The organism is Planococcus sp. CP5-4_YE (genome assembly GCF_019042655.1).
Lineage (GTDB): Bacteria > Bacillota > Bacilli > Bacillales_A > Planococcaceae > Planococcus.
On sequence record NZ_JAHPZO010000001.1, the window covers coordinates 434558 to 451944 of the forward strand.

General features: G+C 48.1%; 16 protein-coding genes and 1 tRNA gene. 5 read left to right on the plus strand and 12 right to left on the minus strand.

The genetic code is table 11. The annotated features are described in order from the left end of the window. Nucleotides 1–29: 29 nt before the first annotated feature. The 3 genes from KTG14_RS02210 to KTG14_RS02220 all read right to left on the minus strand — a co-directional run bounded on the left by KTG14_RS02210 (nucleotide 30) and on the right by KTG14_RS02220 (nucleotide 4275). Nucleotides 30–1598, minus strand: coding sequence for a peptide chain release factor 3 (locus tag KTG14_RS02210; RefSeq protein WP_216968999.1), 1569 nt, complete (start codon nucleotides 1596–1598; stop codon nucleotides 30–32). Nucleotides 1599–1744: 146 nt separating this feature from the next. Beyond that, nucleotides 1745–3208 (minus strand): UDP-N-acetylmuramoyl-L-alanyl-D-glutamate--2,6-diaminopimelate ligase, encoded by a 1464-nt coding sequence (locus KTG14_RS02215; protein ID WP_216969001.1) that lies wholly within the window; start codon nucleotides 3206–3208, stop codon nucleotides 1745–1747. A 17-nt stretch (nucleotides 3209–3225) separates the two neighbouring features. Beyond that, nucleotides 3226–4275 (minus strand): M42 family metallopeptidase, encoded by a 1050-nt coding sequence (locus KTG14_RS02220; RefSeq protein WP_216969003.1) that lies wholly within the window; start codon nucleotides 4273–4275, stop codon nucleotides 3226–3228. Between the two features lie 103 nt (nucleotides 4276–4378). On the opposite strand from KTG14_RS02220, the gene KTG14_RS02225 reads away from it, so the two are divergent. Next, nucleotides 4379–5950: an ATP-binding protein gene (locus tag KTG14_RS02225; protein WP_216969005.1), complete on the plus strand. Its 1572-nt coding sequence runs from the start codon at nucleotides 4379–4381 to the stop codon at nucleotides 5948–5950. A 53-nt stretch (nucleotides 5951–6003) separates the two neighbouring features. Here KTG14_RS02225 and KTG14_RS02230 read toward each other — a convergent pair whose 3' ends face one another. The 6 genes from KTG14_RS02230 to KTG14_RS02255 form a co-directional block, all read right to left on the minus strand. Then, nucleotides 6004–6504: a PepSY domain-containing protein gene (locus KTG14_RS02230; protein ID WP_216969007.1), complete on the minus strand. Its 501-nt coding sequence runs from the start codon at nucleotides 6502–6504 to the stop codon at nucleotides 6004–6006. 191 nt (nucleotides 6505–6695) lie between these two features. Next, the gene (locus tag KTG14_RS02235; protein ID WP_216969009.1) at nucleotides 6696–7412 is read right to left on the minus strand and encodes a PepSY domain-containing protein; all 717 of its coding nucleotides are present in this window, start codon (nucleotides 7410–7412) and stop codon (nucleotides 6696–6698) included. 2 nt (nucleotides 7413–7414) lie between these two features. Further along, entirely contained in the window at nucleotides 7415–8785 is a 1371-nt protein-coding gene (locus tag KTG14_RS02240; RefSeq protein ID WP_216969011.1) for a sensor histidine kinase, read from the minus strand. Further along, complete coding sequence (locus KTG14_RS02245) at nucleotides 8769–9464, minus strand: response regulator transcription factor (RefSeq protein ID WP_216969013.1); 696 nt, start codon at nucleotides 9462–9464, stop codon at nucleotides 8769–8771. Before KTG14_RS02245 ends, KTG14_RS02240 begins: the two co-directional genes overlap by 17 nt. A gap of 68 nt (nucleotides 9465–9532) precedes the next feature. Continuing rightward, complete coding sequence (locus tag KTG14_RS02250) at nucleotides 9533–10921, minus strand: aldehyde dehydrogenase (protein ID WP_216969015.1); 1389 nt, start codon at nucleotides 10919–10921, stop codon at nucleotides 9533–9535. A gap of 18 nt (nucleotides 10922–10939) precedes the next feature. After that, complete coding sequence (locus KTG14_RS02255) at nucleotides 10940–11860, minus strand: Gfo/Idh/MocA family protein (RefSeq protein ID WP_216969017.1); 921 nt, start codon at nucleotides 11858–11860, stop codon at nucleotides 10940–10942. Between the two features lie 97 nt (nucleotides 11861–11957). Between KTG14_RS02255 and KTG14_RS02260 the strand changes: the two genes are divergently transcribed. The 4 genes from KTG14_RS02260 to KTG14_RS02275 all read left to right on the plus strand — a co-directional run bounded on the left by KTG14_RS02260 (nucleotide 11958) and on the right by KTG14_RS02275 (nucleotide 13651). Continuing rightward, nucleotides 11958–12095 (plus strand): hypothetical protein, encoded by a 138-nt coding sequence (locus KTG14_RS02260; protein WP_216969019.1) that lies wholly within the window; start codon nucleotides 11958–11960, stop codon nucleotides 12093–12095. Nucleotides 12096–12238: 143 nt separating this feature from the next. Continuing rightward, nucleotides 12239–12958 carry a thermonuclease family protein gene (locus tag KTG14_RS02265; RefSeq protein WP_216969020.1) on the plus strand — a complete coding sequence of 240 codons (720 nt, stop codon included), beginning with the start codon at nucleotides 12239–12241 and terminating at the stop codon, nucleotides 12956–12958. Between the two features lie 16 nt (nucleotides 12959–12974). After that, nucleotides 12975–13481 (plus strand): hypothetical protein, encoded by a 507-nt coding sequence (locus KTG14_RS02270; RefSeq protein ID WP_216969022.1) that lies wholly within the window; start codon nucleotides 12975–12977, stop codon nucleotides 13479–13481. Nucleotides 13482–13578: 97 nt separating this feature from the next. Beyond that, a tRNA-Val gene (locus tag KTG14_RS02275) sits at nucleotides 13579–13651 on the plus strand. A 121-nt stretch (nucleotides 13652–13772) separates the two neighbouring features. On the opposite strand, the gene KTG14_RS02280 is transcribed toward KTG14_RS02275, so the two are convergent. From KTG14_RS02280 to KTG14_RS02290, 3 genes are all read right to left on the minus strand, one after another. Beyond that, entirely contained in the window at nucleotides 13773–15806 is a 2034-nt protein-coding gene (locus tag KTG14_RS02280) for a TRAP transporter permease (RefSeq protein ID WP_216969024.1), read from the minus strand. Next, nucleotides 15799–16323, minus strand: coding sequence for a DUF1850 domain-containing protein (locus KTG14_RS02285; protein ID WP_216969026.1), 525 nt, complete (start codon nucleotides 16321–16323; stop codon nucleotides 15799–15801). Before KTG14_RS02285 ends, KTG14_RS02280 begins: the two co-directional genes overlap by 8 nt. A 76-nt stretch (nucleotides 16324–16399) precedes the next feature. Continuing rightward, nucleotides 16400–17377, minus strand: a complete 978-nt coding sequence (locus KTG14_RS02290; RefSeq protein ID WP_216969028.1) for a TAXI family TRAP transporter solute-binding subunit — start codon at nucleotides 17375–17377, stop codon at nucleotides 16400–16402. Between the last annotated feature and the right edge of the window lie 10 nt (nucleotides 17378–17387).

Below are 17387 nucleotides of genomic sequence, written 5' to 3' on the forward strand. Positions count from 1 at the left end.
GTAAAAGTAGGCTGTTTTTGATTCCATTTTTATAGCAGGCTGTAAAGGCGTATTTCTGGATTCTTATCTTGGAACCAGCGCGTGGCAAAATCATTTTCGAATAAGAACACCAGATTGTCGTAACGGTCTTTGACCAGCATCGAGCGTCCGCTTGACATCGACTCTTTGACGTCTTCTTCGTTTTCGATCCAACGTGCAATTTTATTGCCGACAGGCTCCATTCTTACATCGACATTGTACTCGTTTTTCATTCGATGCTCGAACACTTCAAACTGAAGCTGACCGACCGCACCAAGAATAACTTCTTCTAAGTGTAACGTTTTATAATACTGAATAGCCCCTTCTTGCACGAGCTGCAAAATCCCTTTGTGGAAATGTTTCTGCTTCATGACGTTTTTCGCCGTCACTTTCATGAACAATTCTGGGGTGAACTGAGGCAAAGCCTCGAATTCGAATTTCTTGCCGCTTGTGATGGTGTCGCCAATCTGGTAATTCCCAACATCGTGCAGCCCGATAATATCACCAGCGACGGCTTCAGAGACCATTTCCCGGTCATCCGCCAAAAATTGTGTCGTCTGGGATAACTTAAACGATTTACCAGTTCTGGATAGGGTAACGTTCATGCCGCGGTCGAATTTCCCTGAGACAATCCGGACAAAAGCGATGCGGTCGCGGTGTGCCGGGTTCATATTGGCTTGGATTTTAAAGACAAATCCTGAAAACGGCGTTTCAACCGGGTCAACGATGTCTTCTTGCTTCGTCAAGCGCGGCTGTGGCTGCGGTGCAAATTGCAGATATGTCTCGAGGAAGGTTTCCACACCAAAATTGGCAAGTGCGGAGCCGAAGAAGACCGGCGTTAATTCCCCTTTTTTCACGCGGTCGATGGAAAAGTCGTTTCCTGCTTCTTCCAGTAATTCGATATCTTCAAGCGCTTGTGTGTAATAGGAAGTTTTCGTCATTTCATGCTCACCGATGAGATGCCCATTCTCATCAAGATCCATGAAACGGTCGCCATCCGTGCGGAACGGTTCCACGCGTTTATTATAGCGGTCATAAATCCCCATGAATTCTTTCCCCATGCCGATCGGCCAGTTCATCGCGTAGGACTGGATGCCAAGCACTTCTTCCAACTCTTCCATCAACTCAAGCGGCTCTTTCCCCTGGCGATCCATTTTGTTGATGAATGTAAAAATCGGGATGCCACGCATTTTACAGACTTTGAATAATTTTACGGTCTGTGCTTCGATCCCTTTAGCGACATCAATGATCATGACAGCACTATCGACTGCCATCAGCGTCCGGTAAGTGTCTTCACTGAAATCCTGGTGTCCAGGAGTATCGAGGATGTTGACGCGGTGCCCTGAATAATCGAATTGCATGACAGATGAAGTAACGGAAATGCCACGCTGCTTCTCGATTTCCATCCAGTCGGATGTGGCGAATTTCCCGGTCTTTTTCCCTTTGACTGTACCGGCATCGCGGATTGCGCCGCCGAACAGCAAAAGTTTTTCCGTTAACGTCGTTTTCCCGGCATCCGGGTGGGAGATGATGGCGAAGGTTCTTCTGCTTTCAATTGCTTGTTGTAATTGGTCTGACATTATATACGCTCCTTTAATTTCCTCTCTCTATCTTAGAGAAGGGACGTGCAAAAAACAAGAACTATCGCCTAGAGTTGCGGAAAGCGGCATCGGTAAAAATACAAAAATGAACGGAGAAAAATGCTTTAATTTTTCTCCGTTCCATTTTACGATCCGAATTTTCGCTGGGCTTCGTTTTCTGCTATTTCCTTGTCGCTATGCGGATATTTCGTATTTTCGATGATTTGGTAATCTTCGTGCCCTTTACCAGCCAAAATGATGATATCGCCGGCTTGCGCTTGTTGCACTGCGTGGCGCACCGCTTGTTCACGGTCGCCGATGCACGCATAATGGTCATGCTGCATGCCCGCCGCTAAATCATTTAAAATGCTGTCATACGGTTCATAGCGCGGGTCGTCTGTCGTCAACACGACGTAATCTGCGACTGAAGCTTTTTCTGCCATGATTGGCCGCTTCGTCTTATCGCGGTTGCCTCCTGTGCCAACCAAGAAAATAAGACGTCCGGTCTTGAAATCCTCAACAGCAGCAATGGCTTTTTCAATGGCGTCCGGTGTGTGTGCGTAATCGATGAAAACTGATACCGGGGCATCGATTTCCGCTTTTTGCATGCGGCCTTCGACAGGTGAAATGGCTTCAAGCACTGCAATCACCTGCTCGATTGGATAGTTTTCAGCAGACAATGCCGCAATGGCCGCCAGCGCATTGTAAACGTTAAAATGGCCAAGTAATTTCATCCTAACCGAAAATTCACCATGCGGGCATAATAATGTAAAGGACGTCCCTTTCGCTTCTAACCGGATATCAGCGGCACGGAACATTGCTTCATTCTTCAAGCCATAAGTATAGACGGGAAAAGGTGTCATGGCTGCAAATTTCTCAAACCATTCATCGTCTGCATTCAGTACCGCCCGCTTGTTCTTCGTCAAATCCTGGCCAAGCTGAGAGAACAGCAGCCCTTTGGCATGGCCATATTCTTCCATCGTTCCGTGGAAATCCAGATGGTCATGCGTTAAGTTCGTGAAAATCGCCGTATCGAATTCGACACCGGCCAAGCGGCCCAACACGAGCCCATGGGAGGAAACTTCCATCGTCATGTGGGAACTGCCTGCCTCTAAAGCACGGCTGATCATTCGCTGGGTGGTCAGTGCATCGCTCGTCGTATTCGCGGACGGATGCAATTCCCCGTTTAGATTAAAGCCGATCGTGCCGGTCAAAGCCGATGTTTCCCCAAGTTCCATGAGCATTGCGTGCAGCATGCCGGCGACGCTGGTTTTGCCGTTCGTCCCCGTCACGCCGATCATATTCAACTTTTGGGAAGGGTGTCCGTAAAAACGCGCCGCTAGAATACCGAGCGCACGGCTCGTATCCGCTACCGTGACGACAGCTGCCCCTTTTAAAACCAGTGGTTTTTCCGCCAATATAACTGTTGCGCCCTGCTTGACTGCTTGCTCAGCAAAATCATGTCCATCGACTGTATAGCCTTCGATACAGACAAAAAGAGAGCCTGGGACAATCTCCCGGGAATCCATCGTCATATGCGAAATGGATTGCGGCAATTCTCCTTTTAGGGATGAAATGGGAATATTAAAAAATAGTTGCTTGCTGTCCATCTGAAATCCTCCTAGTATTATGACCCGAGCGGTGAGTAGATATACGCGTGAAGAAGCGCTGCCGTCGCTTTCAATGAATCGGTATGCGTCCGTTCATACGCATGGGATGCTTCGATTCCAGGGCCGAACAAAGCGTGTTTCACATCTGCACCTGCCCCGATTGCTGCAGAAGCGTCGGATCCATAATACGGGTAAATATCCACTTTATAATCGATGTCCTGATCTTTAGCCAATGCGATCAACTGGCGCGTCAGTCCATAATGGTAAGGGCCGCTTGAATCTTTTGCGCAAATGGAGACAGTGAATTCATCGGAAGCCTGTCCGTCTCCGATTGCCCCCATATCGACAGCAATGTATTCTTCGGTCTCTATTGGAATATTGGAATTGCCGCCATAGCCAATTTCTTCATTATTGGAGATGTAGAAATGGGTCGTCTGAGGCAATACTTCGCCATTTGCCGCTTGCTTTGCCAATTCTAGCAAGAGTGCCGTACTCGCCTTATCATCCAGATGGCGCGATTTGATAAACCCGCTTTCCGTTTTGGTGAAGCGCGGATCGAATGAGACGAAATCGCCCACTTCGATGCCTTGTTTGCGGACCTCTTCTGCGGAACCGCATTTGAGATCCAAGCGCACTTCCATGTTATCCGCGGAACGCTCCGCCGTTCCAGAATCGCGGTACACATGGACTGTCGTCTGATGAAGCAGGATCGTGCCGGTGATGATTTCGCCGCTAGCTGTATGAATCAGGCAATTTTCGCCTTCAATGGCATTGAATTTGAATCCGCCGACAAGCGACAGTTTTAAGCGACCCGAAGGTTTGATTTCCTTCACCATTGCGCCAAGTGTATCGACATGTGCCGTTAGCAGGCGATGACGCTTGTCGTCTTGTCCTTTGATCGTGGCGATAACACCGCCTTTATTGCTCGTTATGTATGAAATAGTTGCCTGATCAAAAAAACTCGTGACGAAATCCATCACTTGCATGGTGTATCCTGAAGGACTTGGAATTTTCACCAGTTTCTCCAACGTGCTGATCGTTTCTTGTTCTTTCCAGTTAAAAGCCAATTAAATCACTCCCTAATTTTTTAATCATATCAAAAACTGCCATTTTCGCACAGTCCCGACTATAGTAAGATGAGTAAGACTCTTAGCATGATGAGGTGCAATTATGGAACGCTCACTGACAATCCGCAAGCGCAATCAATTATTTATCCATCTGTTCGGCTTTGGCAGCCTTGCCCATGTAGTGCTGAATTATTTCGTCGATTTCAACGCTTCGATTATAGCACCGATCTTTGGCATGCTTGCCTACTCGGTGCTATTCACTCTACTATATACGAAATTACCCCCTTCACGGTTGCGTTTTGCCATATTATTTGCATTAAATGCCTATATTTTAATTTTGCAATTCGAATCGCTGTCCTTTGTCACAGCCATTTACTTTATTATCCCGATTGTTGCCGCTTCGCTTTATAACGATACCCGGTCCATCATTGCACTCTCGCTCCTGACCATCATTGAAGTGGCTCTTTTGACATTTGTTTTCGACCGTTTTCAAACGAGCGGTTCGTTAGAGTATATCCATGTTTCGATGTTGATGTTTTTCGCCCTGATCATGATGCTGACGATCTTGCATAGCTTTTATTTCAGCAATTATTGGCGACAACTGGAACTCCGCAATGCTTCGATGGAAAAAGCGCTGACTTCAAAAGAAGGCTATCTCGACTTGTTCTTTCAAGCCGCTAAAGACGCGATCGCCGTATTTGATTTTGAAGGGCGCATCATTGCGATCAATCCCGCTTTTGTCCAATTATACGGCTGGACTGCAGAAGAATGCCTCGGAAAAATACTTGCGCTTTATCCACCGGAACATGCAGAAGCGGCGGAATTGCGCGGCGAAAAAGTTCGACAAGGCGAAAGTTTCACGCTCGAAACGGACGATGTCAAAAAAGATGGCACCCGTTTCCCGGCACAAATCACGCTCTCCCCAATTTTCGATTCACAAGGGCAGGTCATCGCGACGTCTGTCATTTCCCGCGACATCAGTTACCGGAAGGAAACCGAACGGATGCTGTTGCAAACGGAAAAACTGAAAATGGCGGGTGAAATTGCGGCCGGTGTGGCACATGAAATCCGCAATCCGATGACCGTCATTTCTGGTTTTGTCCAAATGATGCATAACGACCCAAACCACCGCTACCCAAGCTATACGTCATTGATGCAATCAGAACTCGACCGAATCAATTTGATCATCAGTGAATTCCTGATCCTTGCCAAACCGCAAGCATCCCAGAAGAAACAACTCGATATCGGTAAAATTCTCGACGAATGCATTTTCCTGTTCGGGCCCGAATTCGTTCTCCATGATATTACGGTCAAAGCCGAAGTCTCAGGCCCGTTTATCGCAGAAGGCGAAGAACATCACTTAAAGCAAGTGTTCATTAATATATTGAAGAACGCAATCGAAGCGATGGAAGACGGCGGCACCTTGAGAATAACTGCCATTCGCAATGCAGAGAAACTGAAGATCCACTTCCAAGATGATGGTCCCGGCATTCCGCCTCAACTGGCAGAACGCGTATTCGAACCGTTCTACACGACAAAAGCTACAGGAACCGGCCTTGGCTTATTGATCTCCCAAAAGATCACACAAGAACATGGCGGCAGCCTGGCAGTCGACAGCACGGAGGAAAAAGGCGCCTGTGTTATCGTCACTTTGCCGCTATTGCCGGAACAATGAAATCTAAGAACCTCCCGCCCTCAAAATCAGGCGGGAGGTTCTTAGATTTTACATCAATCGTCATCGTCATGATCATCGTCATCATAGTTGTCGTCGTTGTCGTCGTTGTCATCATCGTAGTTGTCATCATCATCATCATCATCATCATCCGCTTCTACCGACACTACAGTCCCATCTGCTGCGTCCACAATGACATCGTAATCGGTTTTTCCATCTTCAAGCTCTACTTCGTAATACACCCAGCCGCCTTCGTTCTCACGTTCTACCTCTTCCACTTTTCCTGGGGCCGCGCTTTGTGCAGCTTCGATCGCTTGCTGTTTTTCGATGAACTGTTGGCCGTTCTTTTCAGCTTGCTCCATGTCGCTAGCTTCTGCCTTCATAACGCCTGATGACGATTGACTGCTCGAGCTGTCTGCTGCAACATCCTTGAATAGCTGTTCACTTTGCACATTTTGCTTTTCCAACTTTTCTCCAGTGTCATCTGTACCAGCGAGAGCCAATCCGCCGAACGCCAAAATGCCTGCTGCTGCTGAAATATAGATTAGTTTTTTCATCTTAATCTCCTCCTATTCTGTGATTACTTTGAATATAACCAGCTAAGCTTAAGCTGCGCTTAAACAAAGATGAGAAATTCATGAGAATAGAAAAGTTCAACAACATCCATAAAAAAAGCGTCTTCAACTCGAATCATAGCTGATTTGCTATCAACCATGATTCCATGAAAACGGTATTCCTTCAATTCTTCTCAATCATCCCATTCCACAGTCATCGTCTCTCCGCGAATGGCATGGATTTGAATCGTCACTTCCCGATCGGATGCGTCATCATCCATTTCAACCAAATAATAGCCGCCGTCTGTTGTTTGGACAAATTCGACTTCGTCGACTGTTCCATCCAAAGTCTCTTTTGCGATAGCGATGGCTGCATCCTGGCTAATGATGCGTTTCGGTTCTTGTTGTGCAGGCGCTGAATCCGGTTCAGGCTCAGCCGAGGTTTCCAGCGCTTCTGTTTGGACATCCATTACTTCCCCGGTCTCTGCGGAAATGAACAAGATTTTCCGTTCCGTCTCACTGTGGATTTCCACTTCGTAAAGATTATCCGATTCTATATATTGGGTTTCTTTTATTTCCCCTGGCTCCGCTGCTCTGGCTGCTTCGCTTGCTTGCTCTTCAGATAGTACTTTTGCAGGTCCGGTTTTCTCCAGCAATTCAAGTGATTCGACTTGTCCATCGGCGCGGTTGATGGTCGCTAAATACGTTCCATCTTCACGCTTGAATTCGATCTGGTAAAACCCCTCCGTTTCAGTAGCCTTTTCAATCGCACCGCCGTAAAGCTGTTCAATCGATTGTGCCGCTTCATCCATCGTTACAGAATCAGCAGCCGTTCTCGGAAACAGGAAAAAAGCCAGCGCCGCGATGGAAAAAACAGTGATGACGATTCCGATAGCCCACCATTTTCGCATGATCATCCCTCCTGTCCTGATTGTAACTCCACAACATTAAAATTCCCTGAGAAAACGATTGTTACCGTCGTCCCCAATTGTTCAATGCTGTCGATTTCGAGACGCAGGTGAAGTGAATCAGCCAATTCCTTGGCGAGTGAGAGGCCAAGCCCAAATCCCCCGGTCTCGCGGCTTCTCGCCTTGTCTACGCGGTAAAAGCGCTCAAACACATGAGGCACCGATTCTTTTGGGATGCCGACACCATAATCACGGATTTTGATATATACCGCCCCGTCCTTGCCCGCTTCCATATCAATACCGTCTTCACTATATTTCCTTGCATTATCTAGCAGGATATAGAGCAATTGCTTGAGTTGCTGGACATCGGTTTCGACAATCAGCGGCTGCTGTGACTGCAGGCGGAACTCCCTGTCATAGGATGCGTTCATTGCCGTCATGACTTGACTCAGCAGCGGCTCCAAGTCGGTTTTTTGCCAATCCATTTGGGCTTGGCTGCGCCTTGCGATATGCAATAATTGTTCAATCAGCTGGCGCATTCGTTCCGTTTCAGCGCGTATCGCCGTCAAGGCTTCTTCCTGCAGTGCCGGGTCTTGCGAACCCCTGCGCTGCAATAAATCGGCATAGCTTGAAATGACCGTGAGCGGCGTTTTCAGTTCATGGGAGGCATTGGAAACGAATTCTTCCTGTTTGCGGTAATTTTCTTCCAATAAACCGATCATTTCATTGAAGGTGACGCCCATTTGGCTTAGTTCATCCCGCGACTCTCCAGCGACGGGCAACTTCTCGAAGGAACCGTCACGCTGGATGCGCCGCATCGTCCCGGTAAGTCCTTCGATCGGGCGGGTCAATACTCGGCCAAGCAATGCACTTGATAGAAAAATCGGAATCATCGAGAGCAGCGTGACGGAGATGAGCACAAGCCGCAAAGCCGCGAGGTTTGCTGTCACTTCCTTGAGCGATTGGGCGACGATCAATTCCACCACTTCACCGCCAGGCCAGATCACGGGTGCCGTGACGTAGGCAAATTGTTCTTCTGCAACAGCCATTCTTCCCGAAGTACCTTCGACATCATTTGGAAATTCTACACTGACTGATGGATCCTGGATAATTGTATTCAGCAAGCCGCTGCTTCGGTTTTTCTCCTTGATCAATCCGTCGACCGGCACGTAGGCGCGCAAAATATTATCCGGCGATTCTTCATTATTATTGGCATTGAACTTCGCAACCATCACTTCCACTTCCGACTCTAGCCGCTCGACTTCCGTTTCATAAGCCAGACTGCTAAAAGAGTAGTAGATGACGACCGCCAGGATCAGCAGCACGAAGAACATCAACAAAGTCGAGGACAAATGAATTTTATGCTTGAGCTTCATGCGCTTGCTCCTTCAAGACATATCCGACGCCCCGCACGGTCTGCAGGTAAGTGGTTTCTTCGCCGAAATCGATCTTTTTGCGCAAATAACGGATATAGACGTCGATGACATTCGTGTCGCCGTAATAATCATAGCCCCACACCGCATTCAGTAATTGTTCACGGCCCAACACTTGTTTTGGGTGGCGCATCAAGTACAATACCAGATCAAATTCACGAGGCGTCAATTCAATCTGCCGCCCCGCCCTTTCGACTTCCCTCGTGCTTTCATTGAGCGTAAGTTCTTCAAAACGGTGTAAGTTTTCATCAGCTGAGTGTTTTCCCCTTAAATTGGCACGGATTCTGGCAAGCAGCTCCTCGATTTCAAAAGGTTTCGTCACGTAGTCATTGGCACCTAAGTCAAGTCCAGCCACTTTGTCTTTGACATCGTTTTTAGCGGTCAGTAAAATGACCGGCAACTTGGCATCAGATGCACGGATCCGTTTTAAGACATCGAGCCCTTGGATTTCCGGCAGCATCAAATCGAGCAGCACTAGATCCCATTCCTGCTCCCGGAAATGGATCAAGGCTTCCGAACCTGTCAAAGCGACCGCAGTTTCATAGCCTTCGAATTTCAGTTCCAACTCCAGGACACGGGCGATACTTTTTTCATCTTCCACGATCAAAATGCGCTCCGTCATCTGCACACTCCCTTTTTTCCTTAATCATAGCAGGTTCAAAAAGAAAAAAGCGACCTAAAGGCCGCTTTCTACTTCAAGACTGTCCGGATCCATTTTGCTTTATTTTTATAAGGCGGGAACGTCAAGTTGGTCGACAGTTTCGTGGACTTTTTGACGATCGATTTGGCATGGGTAAAGGTCTCAAAGCTTGATTTTCCATGATACGAATTCATGCCCGATGGCCCAACGCCACCAAATGGCAAGTAATGGCTGCCAACATGTGAGACGGTGTCGTTGATGCAGCCTCCGCCGAATGGCAATTGGTCTAGGAAGAACCGGATGGCCCGCTCATTCTCAGAGAATAGATAGGCAGACAGCGGCTTCGGCAAACGCCGGATATCACGCAGCAATTTTGGCAAGTCGTTATAAGTGATGATCGGCAAAACCGGCCCGAACAATTCGTCTTCCATTGATGGGCTGTTCCAATCGATGTTGTCGAGCAATGTCGGTTCAATATAACGATCGGCTCTATCGAAGTCGCCGCCATAGACAATATGGACTTTTTCTTTTTCAATGATTCCAGTCAGCCGGTCATGATGTTTTTCATTGACGATGCGTCCGTAATCTGGGCTATCCTGGGCGTTGTCGCCATAAAACTTACGGATCGTCTGGATAAAGATTTTCATGAAGTCCGCCTTTACCGACTCATGGACACAAAGGTAATCCGGGGCCACACAAGTTTGTCCGGTATTCATGAATTTGCCCCAGGCGATGCGTTTGGCCGCAAGCTCCAGGTTGGCCGTTTGGTCGACAATTACCGGGCTCTTGCCGCCGAGCTCCAAAGTAATCGGGGTCAACCGTTCGGATGCCGCTTTCATGACCACTTTCCCGACCGGCACGCTGCCGGTAAAGAAAATATAATCAAACGAAGCATGGATCAGTGCCGTCACTTCCTCGCGCTCACCTTCGACCACTTTGACGTAATGGGGCTGAAAACATTCCTCTAGGACCGTGCGGATGACGCTTGCGACGTTCGGCGTCGCTTCAGAGGGCTTGACGACGGCGCAATTGCCGGATGCCAGTGCGCCGATGAGCGGTTCCATGGCCAATTGGAACGGATAATTAAACGGGCCGATGACCAGCACTGAGCCGTACGGTTCACGGATGACGAAACTTTTTGCAGGCTGCAGGTGGATTGGTGTTTTTACTTGCTCAGGCTTCATCCAATCCTCAAGATGCTTCGTCATATGGCCGATACTGTCGAGCACAAAACCTACTTCCGTCGCATATCCTTCAAACTCACTTTTTCCAAGGTCTAATTGCAGTGCTTCGATAATATCATCTTCATGTGATTGAATCGCCGATTTTAAGCGCTGCAGCTGCGCAACGCGGAAATCCGCCGATTTTGTCACGCCTGTAAAATAATAGCCTCGTTGATCAGCTATCATATCCTCTACATCATTCGCTGTAAAATTCATTGTGAAAACCTCCTGTGGTCATTTCAATAATTGGTCGATATAACGCTGGACGACCAAGCCTTCGTCAAAACCGACGAGGAACGTCGATTGTTCTTTCATTTCATCAAATAGGGAACGCACTGATTTTTCCGTTTGCACCTCTTCACGTGTTTCCCCTCGTTCTTCCCGGTACAAACGCGACCAGTTTTCAAGCGTCAATACACCGTCTTCGCCATACACTTTAAATTGCAGCAACTCGTTCTGCCCTAAACCGCTCATGCCAGACAGTAAAAACGGCGAACCTTGCTGCGTTTTGCCGTGGGCGATGATTCCGGTTTCACATTTTTCAACGTCTTCCGGGAAATCCACTTGGTGTGCGGAAATCTCCAATGTGCCAAACAAGCGATGCATTAACTGCAAATAATGAGGAAAGACTTCCCGTACAAATCCGCCTTGGTCCCTGGAGGCAATCCACGGATTTTGCTGCCATGCCCTCGGCCACTCCGGAAACACCGTATGCAACTCGATGCGGCGAATTTTTCCGATGTCTCCCCCTTTGATGCGCATCGCCATGTCGCGGACGATCGGCGAATACATCAACGGAAAATGCATGGCAGTGTGGATCCGGTTGTTCGTCGCGGACTCTGCCATCGCCTGTGCCGCCTGTGAGTCATGGGCAAGCGGCTTTTCGCACAATACATGCAAGCCCCTTCTTGCTGCAGTTTCTGCAAGCTCTGCATGGCTGTTGGGCGGTGTGCCGATGTAGACCCAATCGATGTCAGCTTGGAACAGTTTGTCCAAGGAGTCGGTGACGGCTACGCCGTAGTGCTCTTGGATGTAGTTTAGCCGATTCCTGTCCGTGTCATAAACCGCTTCGATTTGTGCTGCATCATCTTGTTGGATTTGCTTGATGATGCGCTCCCCGACAATTCCCGCACCAATAATTCCAATCGCTATCAAAACCATCGCCCCTTTTTTGTTTCATTGTTTATAAGTGTAACCTTCCGGGGTATAGAATAGTCAAACAATTACATTCAGAAGAATAGGAGGAAACAACATGAATGAGCAGAAAAACTGGTGGGAGCCGATCTTTACGGGAACATTGGAAATGGGCGTCGATAAAGAAAAGTTAGAAACCATTAACGAAGACAGCCTATTGTACTTCGGCGACACAACCAGCACCTTGGAGCAATAAATGATGCCTGTCCTTCACACCTATACATAGCAGCGCTTGATCCGGACTGATGCGGAGCAAGCGCTTTTTTTATGGAATCCAGGCCGCTTATTGTCGACCGCACTTGTTTTCGCTATAATTCGAAATAGAAAGCAGGGATTGCCATGAAGTCACTCGTCTTATTTTTGATCAGCCTGCTGTTTTTGGCAGGCTGCACCTTTCCTGGCACCACCGATACAAGCGGCACTGACGACAGGACAGCTGTAGAAGTCACCGAAGTCATCGATGGGGACACGGTGAAAATCATCTATGACGGCAAAGAAACCACGGTCCGTTATTTATTGGTCGATACTCCGGAAACAAATCATCCGAGGTTCGGCAAGCAGCCGCTAGGACCTGAAGCGACAGAACGCAACCGCGATCTGATCGAACAAGCACAGCAAATCGAGATAGAATTCGATGTCGGCGACCGGTTTGATGACTATGACCGCCTGCTCGCTTATTTTTACGCTGATGGGAAAAGCATACAAGAGCAATTACTTGAAGAAGGCTTTGCCCGAGTTGCCTATATCTTCCCGCCGAATACACGCTATGTAGATGAATTCCGCGACGCTGAGGCCGACGCGAAAGATGCTGAAATCGGTATTTGGGAATACGAAAATTATTCGACAGACCGCGGATTTAATGCAGATGCTTACGGGCAAACTGAAGTAGATGGCACCGATACCGCTGATGACTGCCGCATTAAAGGCAATATCAATCGGAGCGGCAATAAAATTTATCACATGCCCGGCTCTCCTTCCTATGAAGAGACCAATCCTGAACAATGGTTCTGTACGAAGCAGCAAGCAAGAGATGCTGGTTTCCGCAGTTCCGGCCAGTAAAAAGAGGAGGAATACGATGCAATTGCTTGTCCTGCGCCTTGACTACCGCAGCTCCACAACGATCGAAAGCCTTCAAAGCCAGCTTCGCCAGCCGAATTCCAAACTGGCCTTGCAACTGCCGCACATCCCGCTGCTGGCATATGAAAATACCGCTCCGCTTCATTTGAAGGCAGCACTGGAACCGATTGCCCAAAAAACCCCTGCCCCTTCTTTTCATGCCAGCGATATCGGATTTTCCAAAGACGGCGCTCGATTTTACTTGCAGGTCCATCCAAATGAAGCACTCGGTGAACTATACAGCTCACTGAAATTGGCAGCACATGAATTTCCCACTGGCGCTGATGCGCAGTGGCAGCCGCATATTCCGCTCATCGGCAATGTTCCCGCTCCATTTTGGGGCCCGTTATTTTCAAGATTAGCGCTGGAATTTAACTCTTTGGATGGAAGTGGCGCCGCTGTGGAATGCTGGTCCGTAATCGGCGATCGCACGACAATTGAATGGAGCCTGTTTTTGGACAGCTGAAAAATAATGCCGGTTTTAAAAAGCTGAAAGTTTTTTTACAAAAACTATTGTCTTTTTTTAAACTGGCATATATAATAATAAATGTCCTTGAGATTGCGATTCCTTAGCTCAGCTGGGAGAGCGCTACCTTGACAGGGTAGAGGTCGCTGGTTCGAGCCCAGTAGGAATCATCAAGTGTATGCTGCGCGCTGCACAAAACACCATCCGGTTTTCTGGATGGTGTTTTTTTATTATTCCCCTAAACTGTCCGAAATAAAAAAGATGGAAGCCCGCGGGCTTCCATCTTTTTTATTATGCAGTTTGAGCTTTGCCTGTCTTTTTCTCTCTCGACATCCATTGGATCGCGAACAAAATGATAAATACAGCCGCCCCGATAAGATCCGTAAATCCTTCCGGGTAGATCAAGGCAATCCCTGTAACAAATGTGATGATTCGCTCAATCCAATTGAGCTTGCGGTACCAATAACCGATCAAACCGGCACCGATCGCGATCATTCCAGCGATAGCCGTAATCAACACCCAGATCAATTCGGTCCAGGTCGTGTCAATCATCAATAGTTCAGGCGACAAGACGAACATATACGGAATGATAAATGCCGCAATGGCTAGCTTCGCCGCATTGAACCCAGTGCGTATCGGCTCCCCTCCGGAAATCCCGGAAGCTGCGAAGGCAGCGAGCGCGACCGGCGGGGTGATATCTGCAATAATCCCGAAATAGAAAACGAACAAATGCGCAGACAACGCGACAACAATCGGAACAGCTGCGCCAGCAGGCTCATCGACCATCAGCAAAGTGATGATGGCAGGAGCAGCAATGGTGGACGTGATGACGTAGTTTGCCGTTGTCGGTGATCCCATGCCGAGCACAATCGCTGCAAGCATAGTGAAGAACAATGTCAATAGGACGTTCCCGCCAGATGCGGAAACGAGCCCGTTTGCCAAGGACAAGCCAAGCCCGGTTTTGACGACCACCCCGACGATGATTCCTGCCGTTGCTGTCGCTGCTGCGACCGCAAGTGCAGTTCTGGCCCCGTCTACAAGGGCGTGGATAATATCTTTAAAGCCAAGGCGTGTTTCTTTATTAAAGGCACTGACAAAAATCGTCAGCAAAATACCGTATAAAGCCGCTTGCATCGTTGGTATTCCGACCAGCAAGAATAAGATAATTGCAAGAATCGGTGTCAACAGATAGATTTTTTTCAATACTTCCTTGCGGTCTGGCATTTCTTCCGGCGACAGGCCTTTCAAACCGATCCGTTTCGCCTCGAAATGCGTCATGATCCAAACGCCTGTAAAGTACAGGAGTGCTGGAATGGCGGCCGCTTTGGCAATTTCCCAATATGTGACGCCGCCGATGAATTCGACCATCAGGAACGCTGCCGCCCCCATGATCGGAGGCATCAATTGGCCACCTGTCGAAGCTGCGGCTTCAACGCCGCCAGCAAATTCTTTCTTATATCCCAGCTTTTTCATCATCGGAATCGTGTAAGACCCGGATGTTACTACGTTCGCGACCGAGCTTCCTGAGATGGTCCCTTGCAGAGCACTGGAGAAAATCGCCACCTTTGCCGGTCCGCCTGTCAAGTTTCCAGCTAACGACACGGCGAGGTCATTGAAATACTGCCCTACCCCAGTCTTGACCAGGAAAGAACCGAATAACAGGAAGGTAAATATGAATGTTGCAGAGACCCCAATCGGTGTACCGAGAATCCCGTCCGTCGTGTAGAACATCAACTGGATCAATGACTCCAGGTCCTGTCCGCGGTGACGCAGAAATCCTGGGAAATAGGGGCCGAAGAAACCGTAGGTCAAAAACAATATCCCAATGATCGTGATCGGCATTCCGACGGCCCGCCGCGTTGCTTCAAGTGTTAAAATGACGGCTATAATCCCGACGATTAAATCGAGCTCGGTAACACGCCCGATGCGGAAGACTAAATCGTCATACATGATCGGCCAATAAGCACCGACTCCGACAGATAATAAGGCAAGTATGTAATCGTACCAAGCCACTTTATGGCGCGCGCCTTTCCGGCGGCGCATCGGGAACAAGATGAAAATGAGCGATAATGCAAACCCTAAGTGAACAGAGCGCTGTATGTACGCTGTGTATTGGCCGAAGATGGCCGTATATAACTGAAACAGTGAAAAGGCCAATAGCCCAAAAAACACGACATGTTTGATTATGCCTGACAAATCTCGGGTGTTCGACTCCGGATCGTACTTTTGGAGAAGCTCTTTTTGCTGCTCCTCTGAAAAATGGTTTTCGTCTTCTGGAGGAAGCTTTTTTTGTTCTCTTTCTTCTGGCGATAATTTATCACTCATAATAGATGTTCACTCCTTCTAATTGCTGATAAATGGATAGGCGCTGGGCACGGAATGTGTAAATCTTGCCTCTTTCTAAACTCTTCTTTAAATCGAGTTCTTTTCCTGCGAATAGGAAAGCGAGTTCCGCGTCCACGTCCCCGACTAGCAACCGGAATTCGGGCAGCTTCCGCTTCATATCCTTAATAAAGTATTTCCCGTCTTTTTCGACAAAACGCTCCCCTTCTCCTGCATTCGACGGCATGCCGATATTGAAATCTTCGTACTCAAGTTCCGTCAGCACTAATTGCCCCTCATCATCAAGGCGGTAACTTTCGATCACATCCGATAGATGGATCGAATGTGTATAGCGGATCTTGAAGCGGTCTTCTACCACTGGAACGCGCGCTGCAATTTCGTTTGATTCCGAATCGATGAAGACGAAGTGTTTCTTATATGGAATGAAGAAAAGTGCGGAGCAGATAAGGATGAGGATGGTTAATATAAGAAGGACTTTGAGAATCCTATTATTCCGCAAGATGATCCCCCTAATTACAAAAAATAAATAACGACGATAAAGCTTATGCTTTATCGCCCGTTATTCTGATCAATTCTTATTGGTTTACTTCATCGAAGTAACGCTGAGCGCCAGGATGGATGTCGATTCCAATACCGTCTAGAGCTGTTTCAGCCTTGATGAAATCAGCTTTAGCGTGTTGGATTTGATCCGTGTTTTCATAAATAGCTTTTGTGATGTCATAGACCGTATCTTCCGAAATGTCGTTTTGGACGACAAGCATAGCCAGAACAGACACTGTCTCAACTTCTTCAGTCAATCCGTACGTACCGGATGGAACAACATCTTCCGCATAGTATGGGTATTTCTCGATCAGTTCAGCTGCTTTATCTGCTGCAACAGGGACAATATTAACATCAGAAGTTGCACTCAAGCTTTCCACTGCGCCAGTAGGCGTTCCAGCTGTGATGAATGCTGCATCGATTTGTCCGGATTGCAAGCTTTCCTGTGACTCGCCAAAGTCCAAGTTCTGTGCATCGACATCATCCATCGTCATCCCGTGGATTTCAAGCAATTGCTCAGCATTGATATAGGTACCTGAACCAGGTGCTCCGACAGATACCGATTTACCGGCCAAGTCTTCAAATGCCGTGATGCCAGACCCTTCAGTCGTGACGATCTGGATCGTTTCTGGGTAAAGAGCCCCGATAGCGGAGACGCTGTCGATGACTTCCCCTTCGAACATGTTCGAACCTTCAGATGCGTAGAAAGCCGTGTCTGTCTGCACAAAAGCGATCTCGCCCGTGCCATCAGCAAGTGATGTCATGTTCGCTGCAGATGCCTGGGACACTTCGGCAGTCGTATCGATGCCTGTCTCATTCTCAATGATCGTCGCCATCGCTCCGCCAAGCGGATAGTAAGTACCTGTTGTTCCACCAGTCAATACACTGATGAATTCCGGCTCAGCTGCTCCGCCGCCTTCTCCATCATTTGCTGCATCGTCTCCACAGCCTGCTAGGAATACGGATCCGGCCAAAGCGACAGTCGCATAGAATCCAAACTTTTTGTTTAACATAAATCGGCCT

Coding starts and splice junctions, on each gene's coding strand:
- KTG14_RS02225 (WP_216969005.1), top strand. CDS start 4,379: ATGGAACGCTCACTGACAATCCGCAAGCGCAATCAATTATTTATCCAT.
- KTG14_RS02230 (WP_216969007.1), bottom strand. CDS start 6,504: ATGAAAAAACTAATCTATATTTCAGCAGCAGCAGGCATTTTGGCGTTC.
- KTG14_RS02250 (WP_216969015.1), bottom strand. CDS start 10,921: ATGAATTTTACAGCGAATGATGTAGAGGATATGATAGCTGATCAACGA.
- KTG14_RS02240 (WP_216969011.1), bottom strand. CDS start 8,785: ATGAAGCTCAAGCATAAAATTCATTTGTCCTCGACTTTGTTGATGTTC.
- KTG14_RS02245 (WP_216969013.1), bottom strand. CDS start 9,464: ATGACGGAGCGCATTTTGATCGTGGAAGATGAAAAAAGTATCGCCCGT.
- KTG14_RS02215 (WP_216969001.1), bottom strand. CDS start 3,208: ATGGACAGCAAGCAACTATTTTTTAATATTCCCATTTCATCCCTAAAA.
- KTG14_RS02280 (WP_216969024.1), bottom strand. CDS start 15,806: ATGAGTGATAAATTATCGCCAGAAGAAAGAGAACAAAAAAAGCTTCCT.
- KTG14_RS02260 (WP_216969019.1), top strand. CDS start 11,958: ATGAATGAGCAGAAAAACTGGTGGGAGCCGATCTTTACGGGAACATTG.
- KTG14_RS02210 (WP_216968999.1), bottom strand. CDS start 1,598: ATGTCAGACCAATTACAACAAGCAATTGAAAGCAGAAGAACCTTCGCC.
- KTG14_RS02290 (WP_216969028.1), bottom strand. CDS start 17,377: ATGTTAAACAAAAAGTTTGGATTCTATGCGACTGTCGCTTTGGCCGGA.
- KTG14_RS02270 (WP_216969022.1), top strand. CDS start 12,975: ATGCAATTGCTTGTCCTGCGCCTTGACTACCGCAGCTCCACAACGATC.
- KTG14_RS02265 (WP_216969020.1), top strand. CDS start 12,239: ATGAAGTCACTCGTCTTATTTTTGATCAGCCTGCTGTTTTTGGCAGGC.
- KTG14_RS02235 (WP_216969009.1), bottom strand. CDS start 7,412: ATGCGAAAATGGTGGGCTATCGGAATCGTCATCACTGTTTTTTCCATC.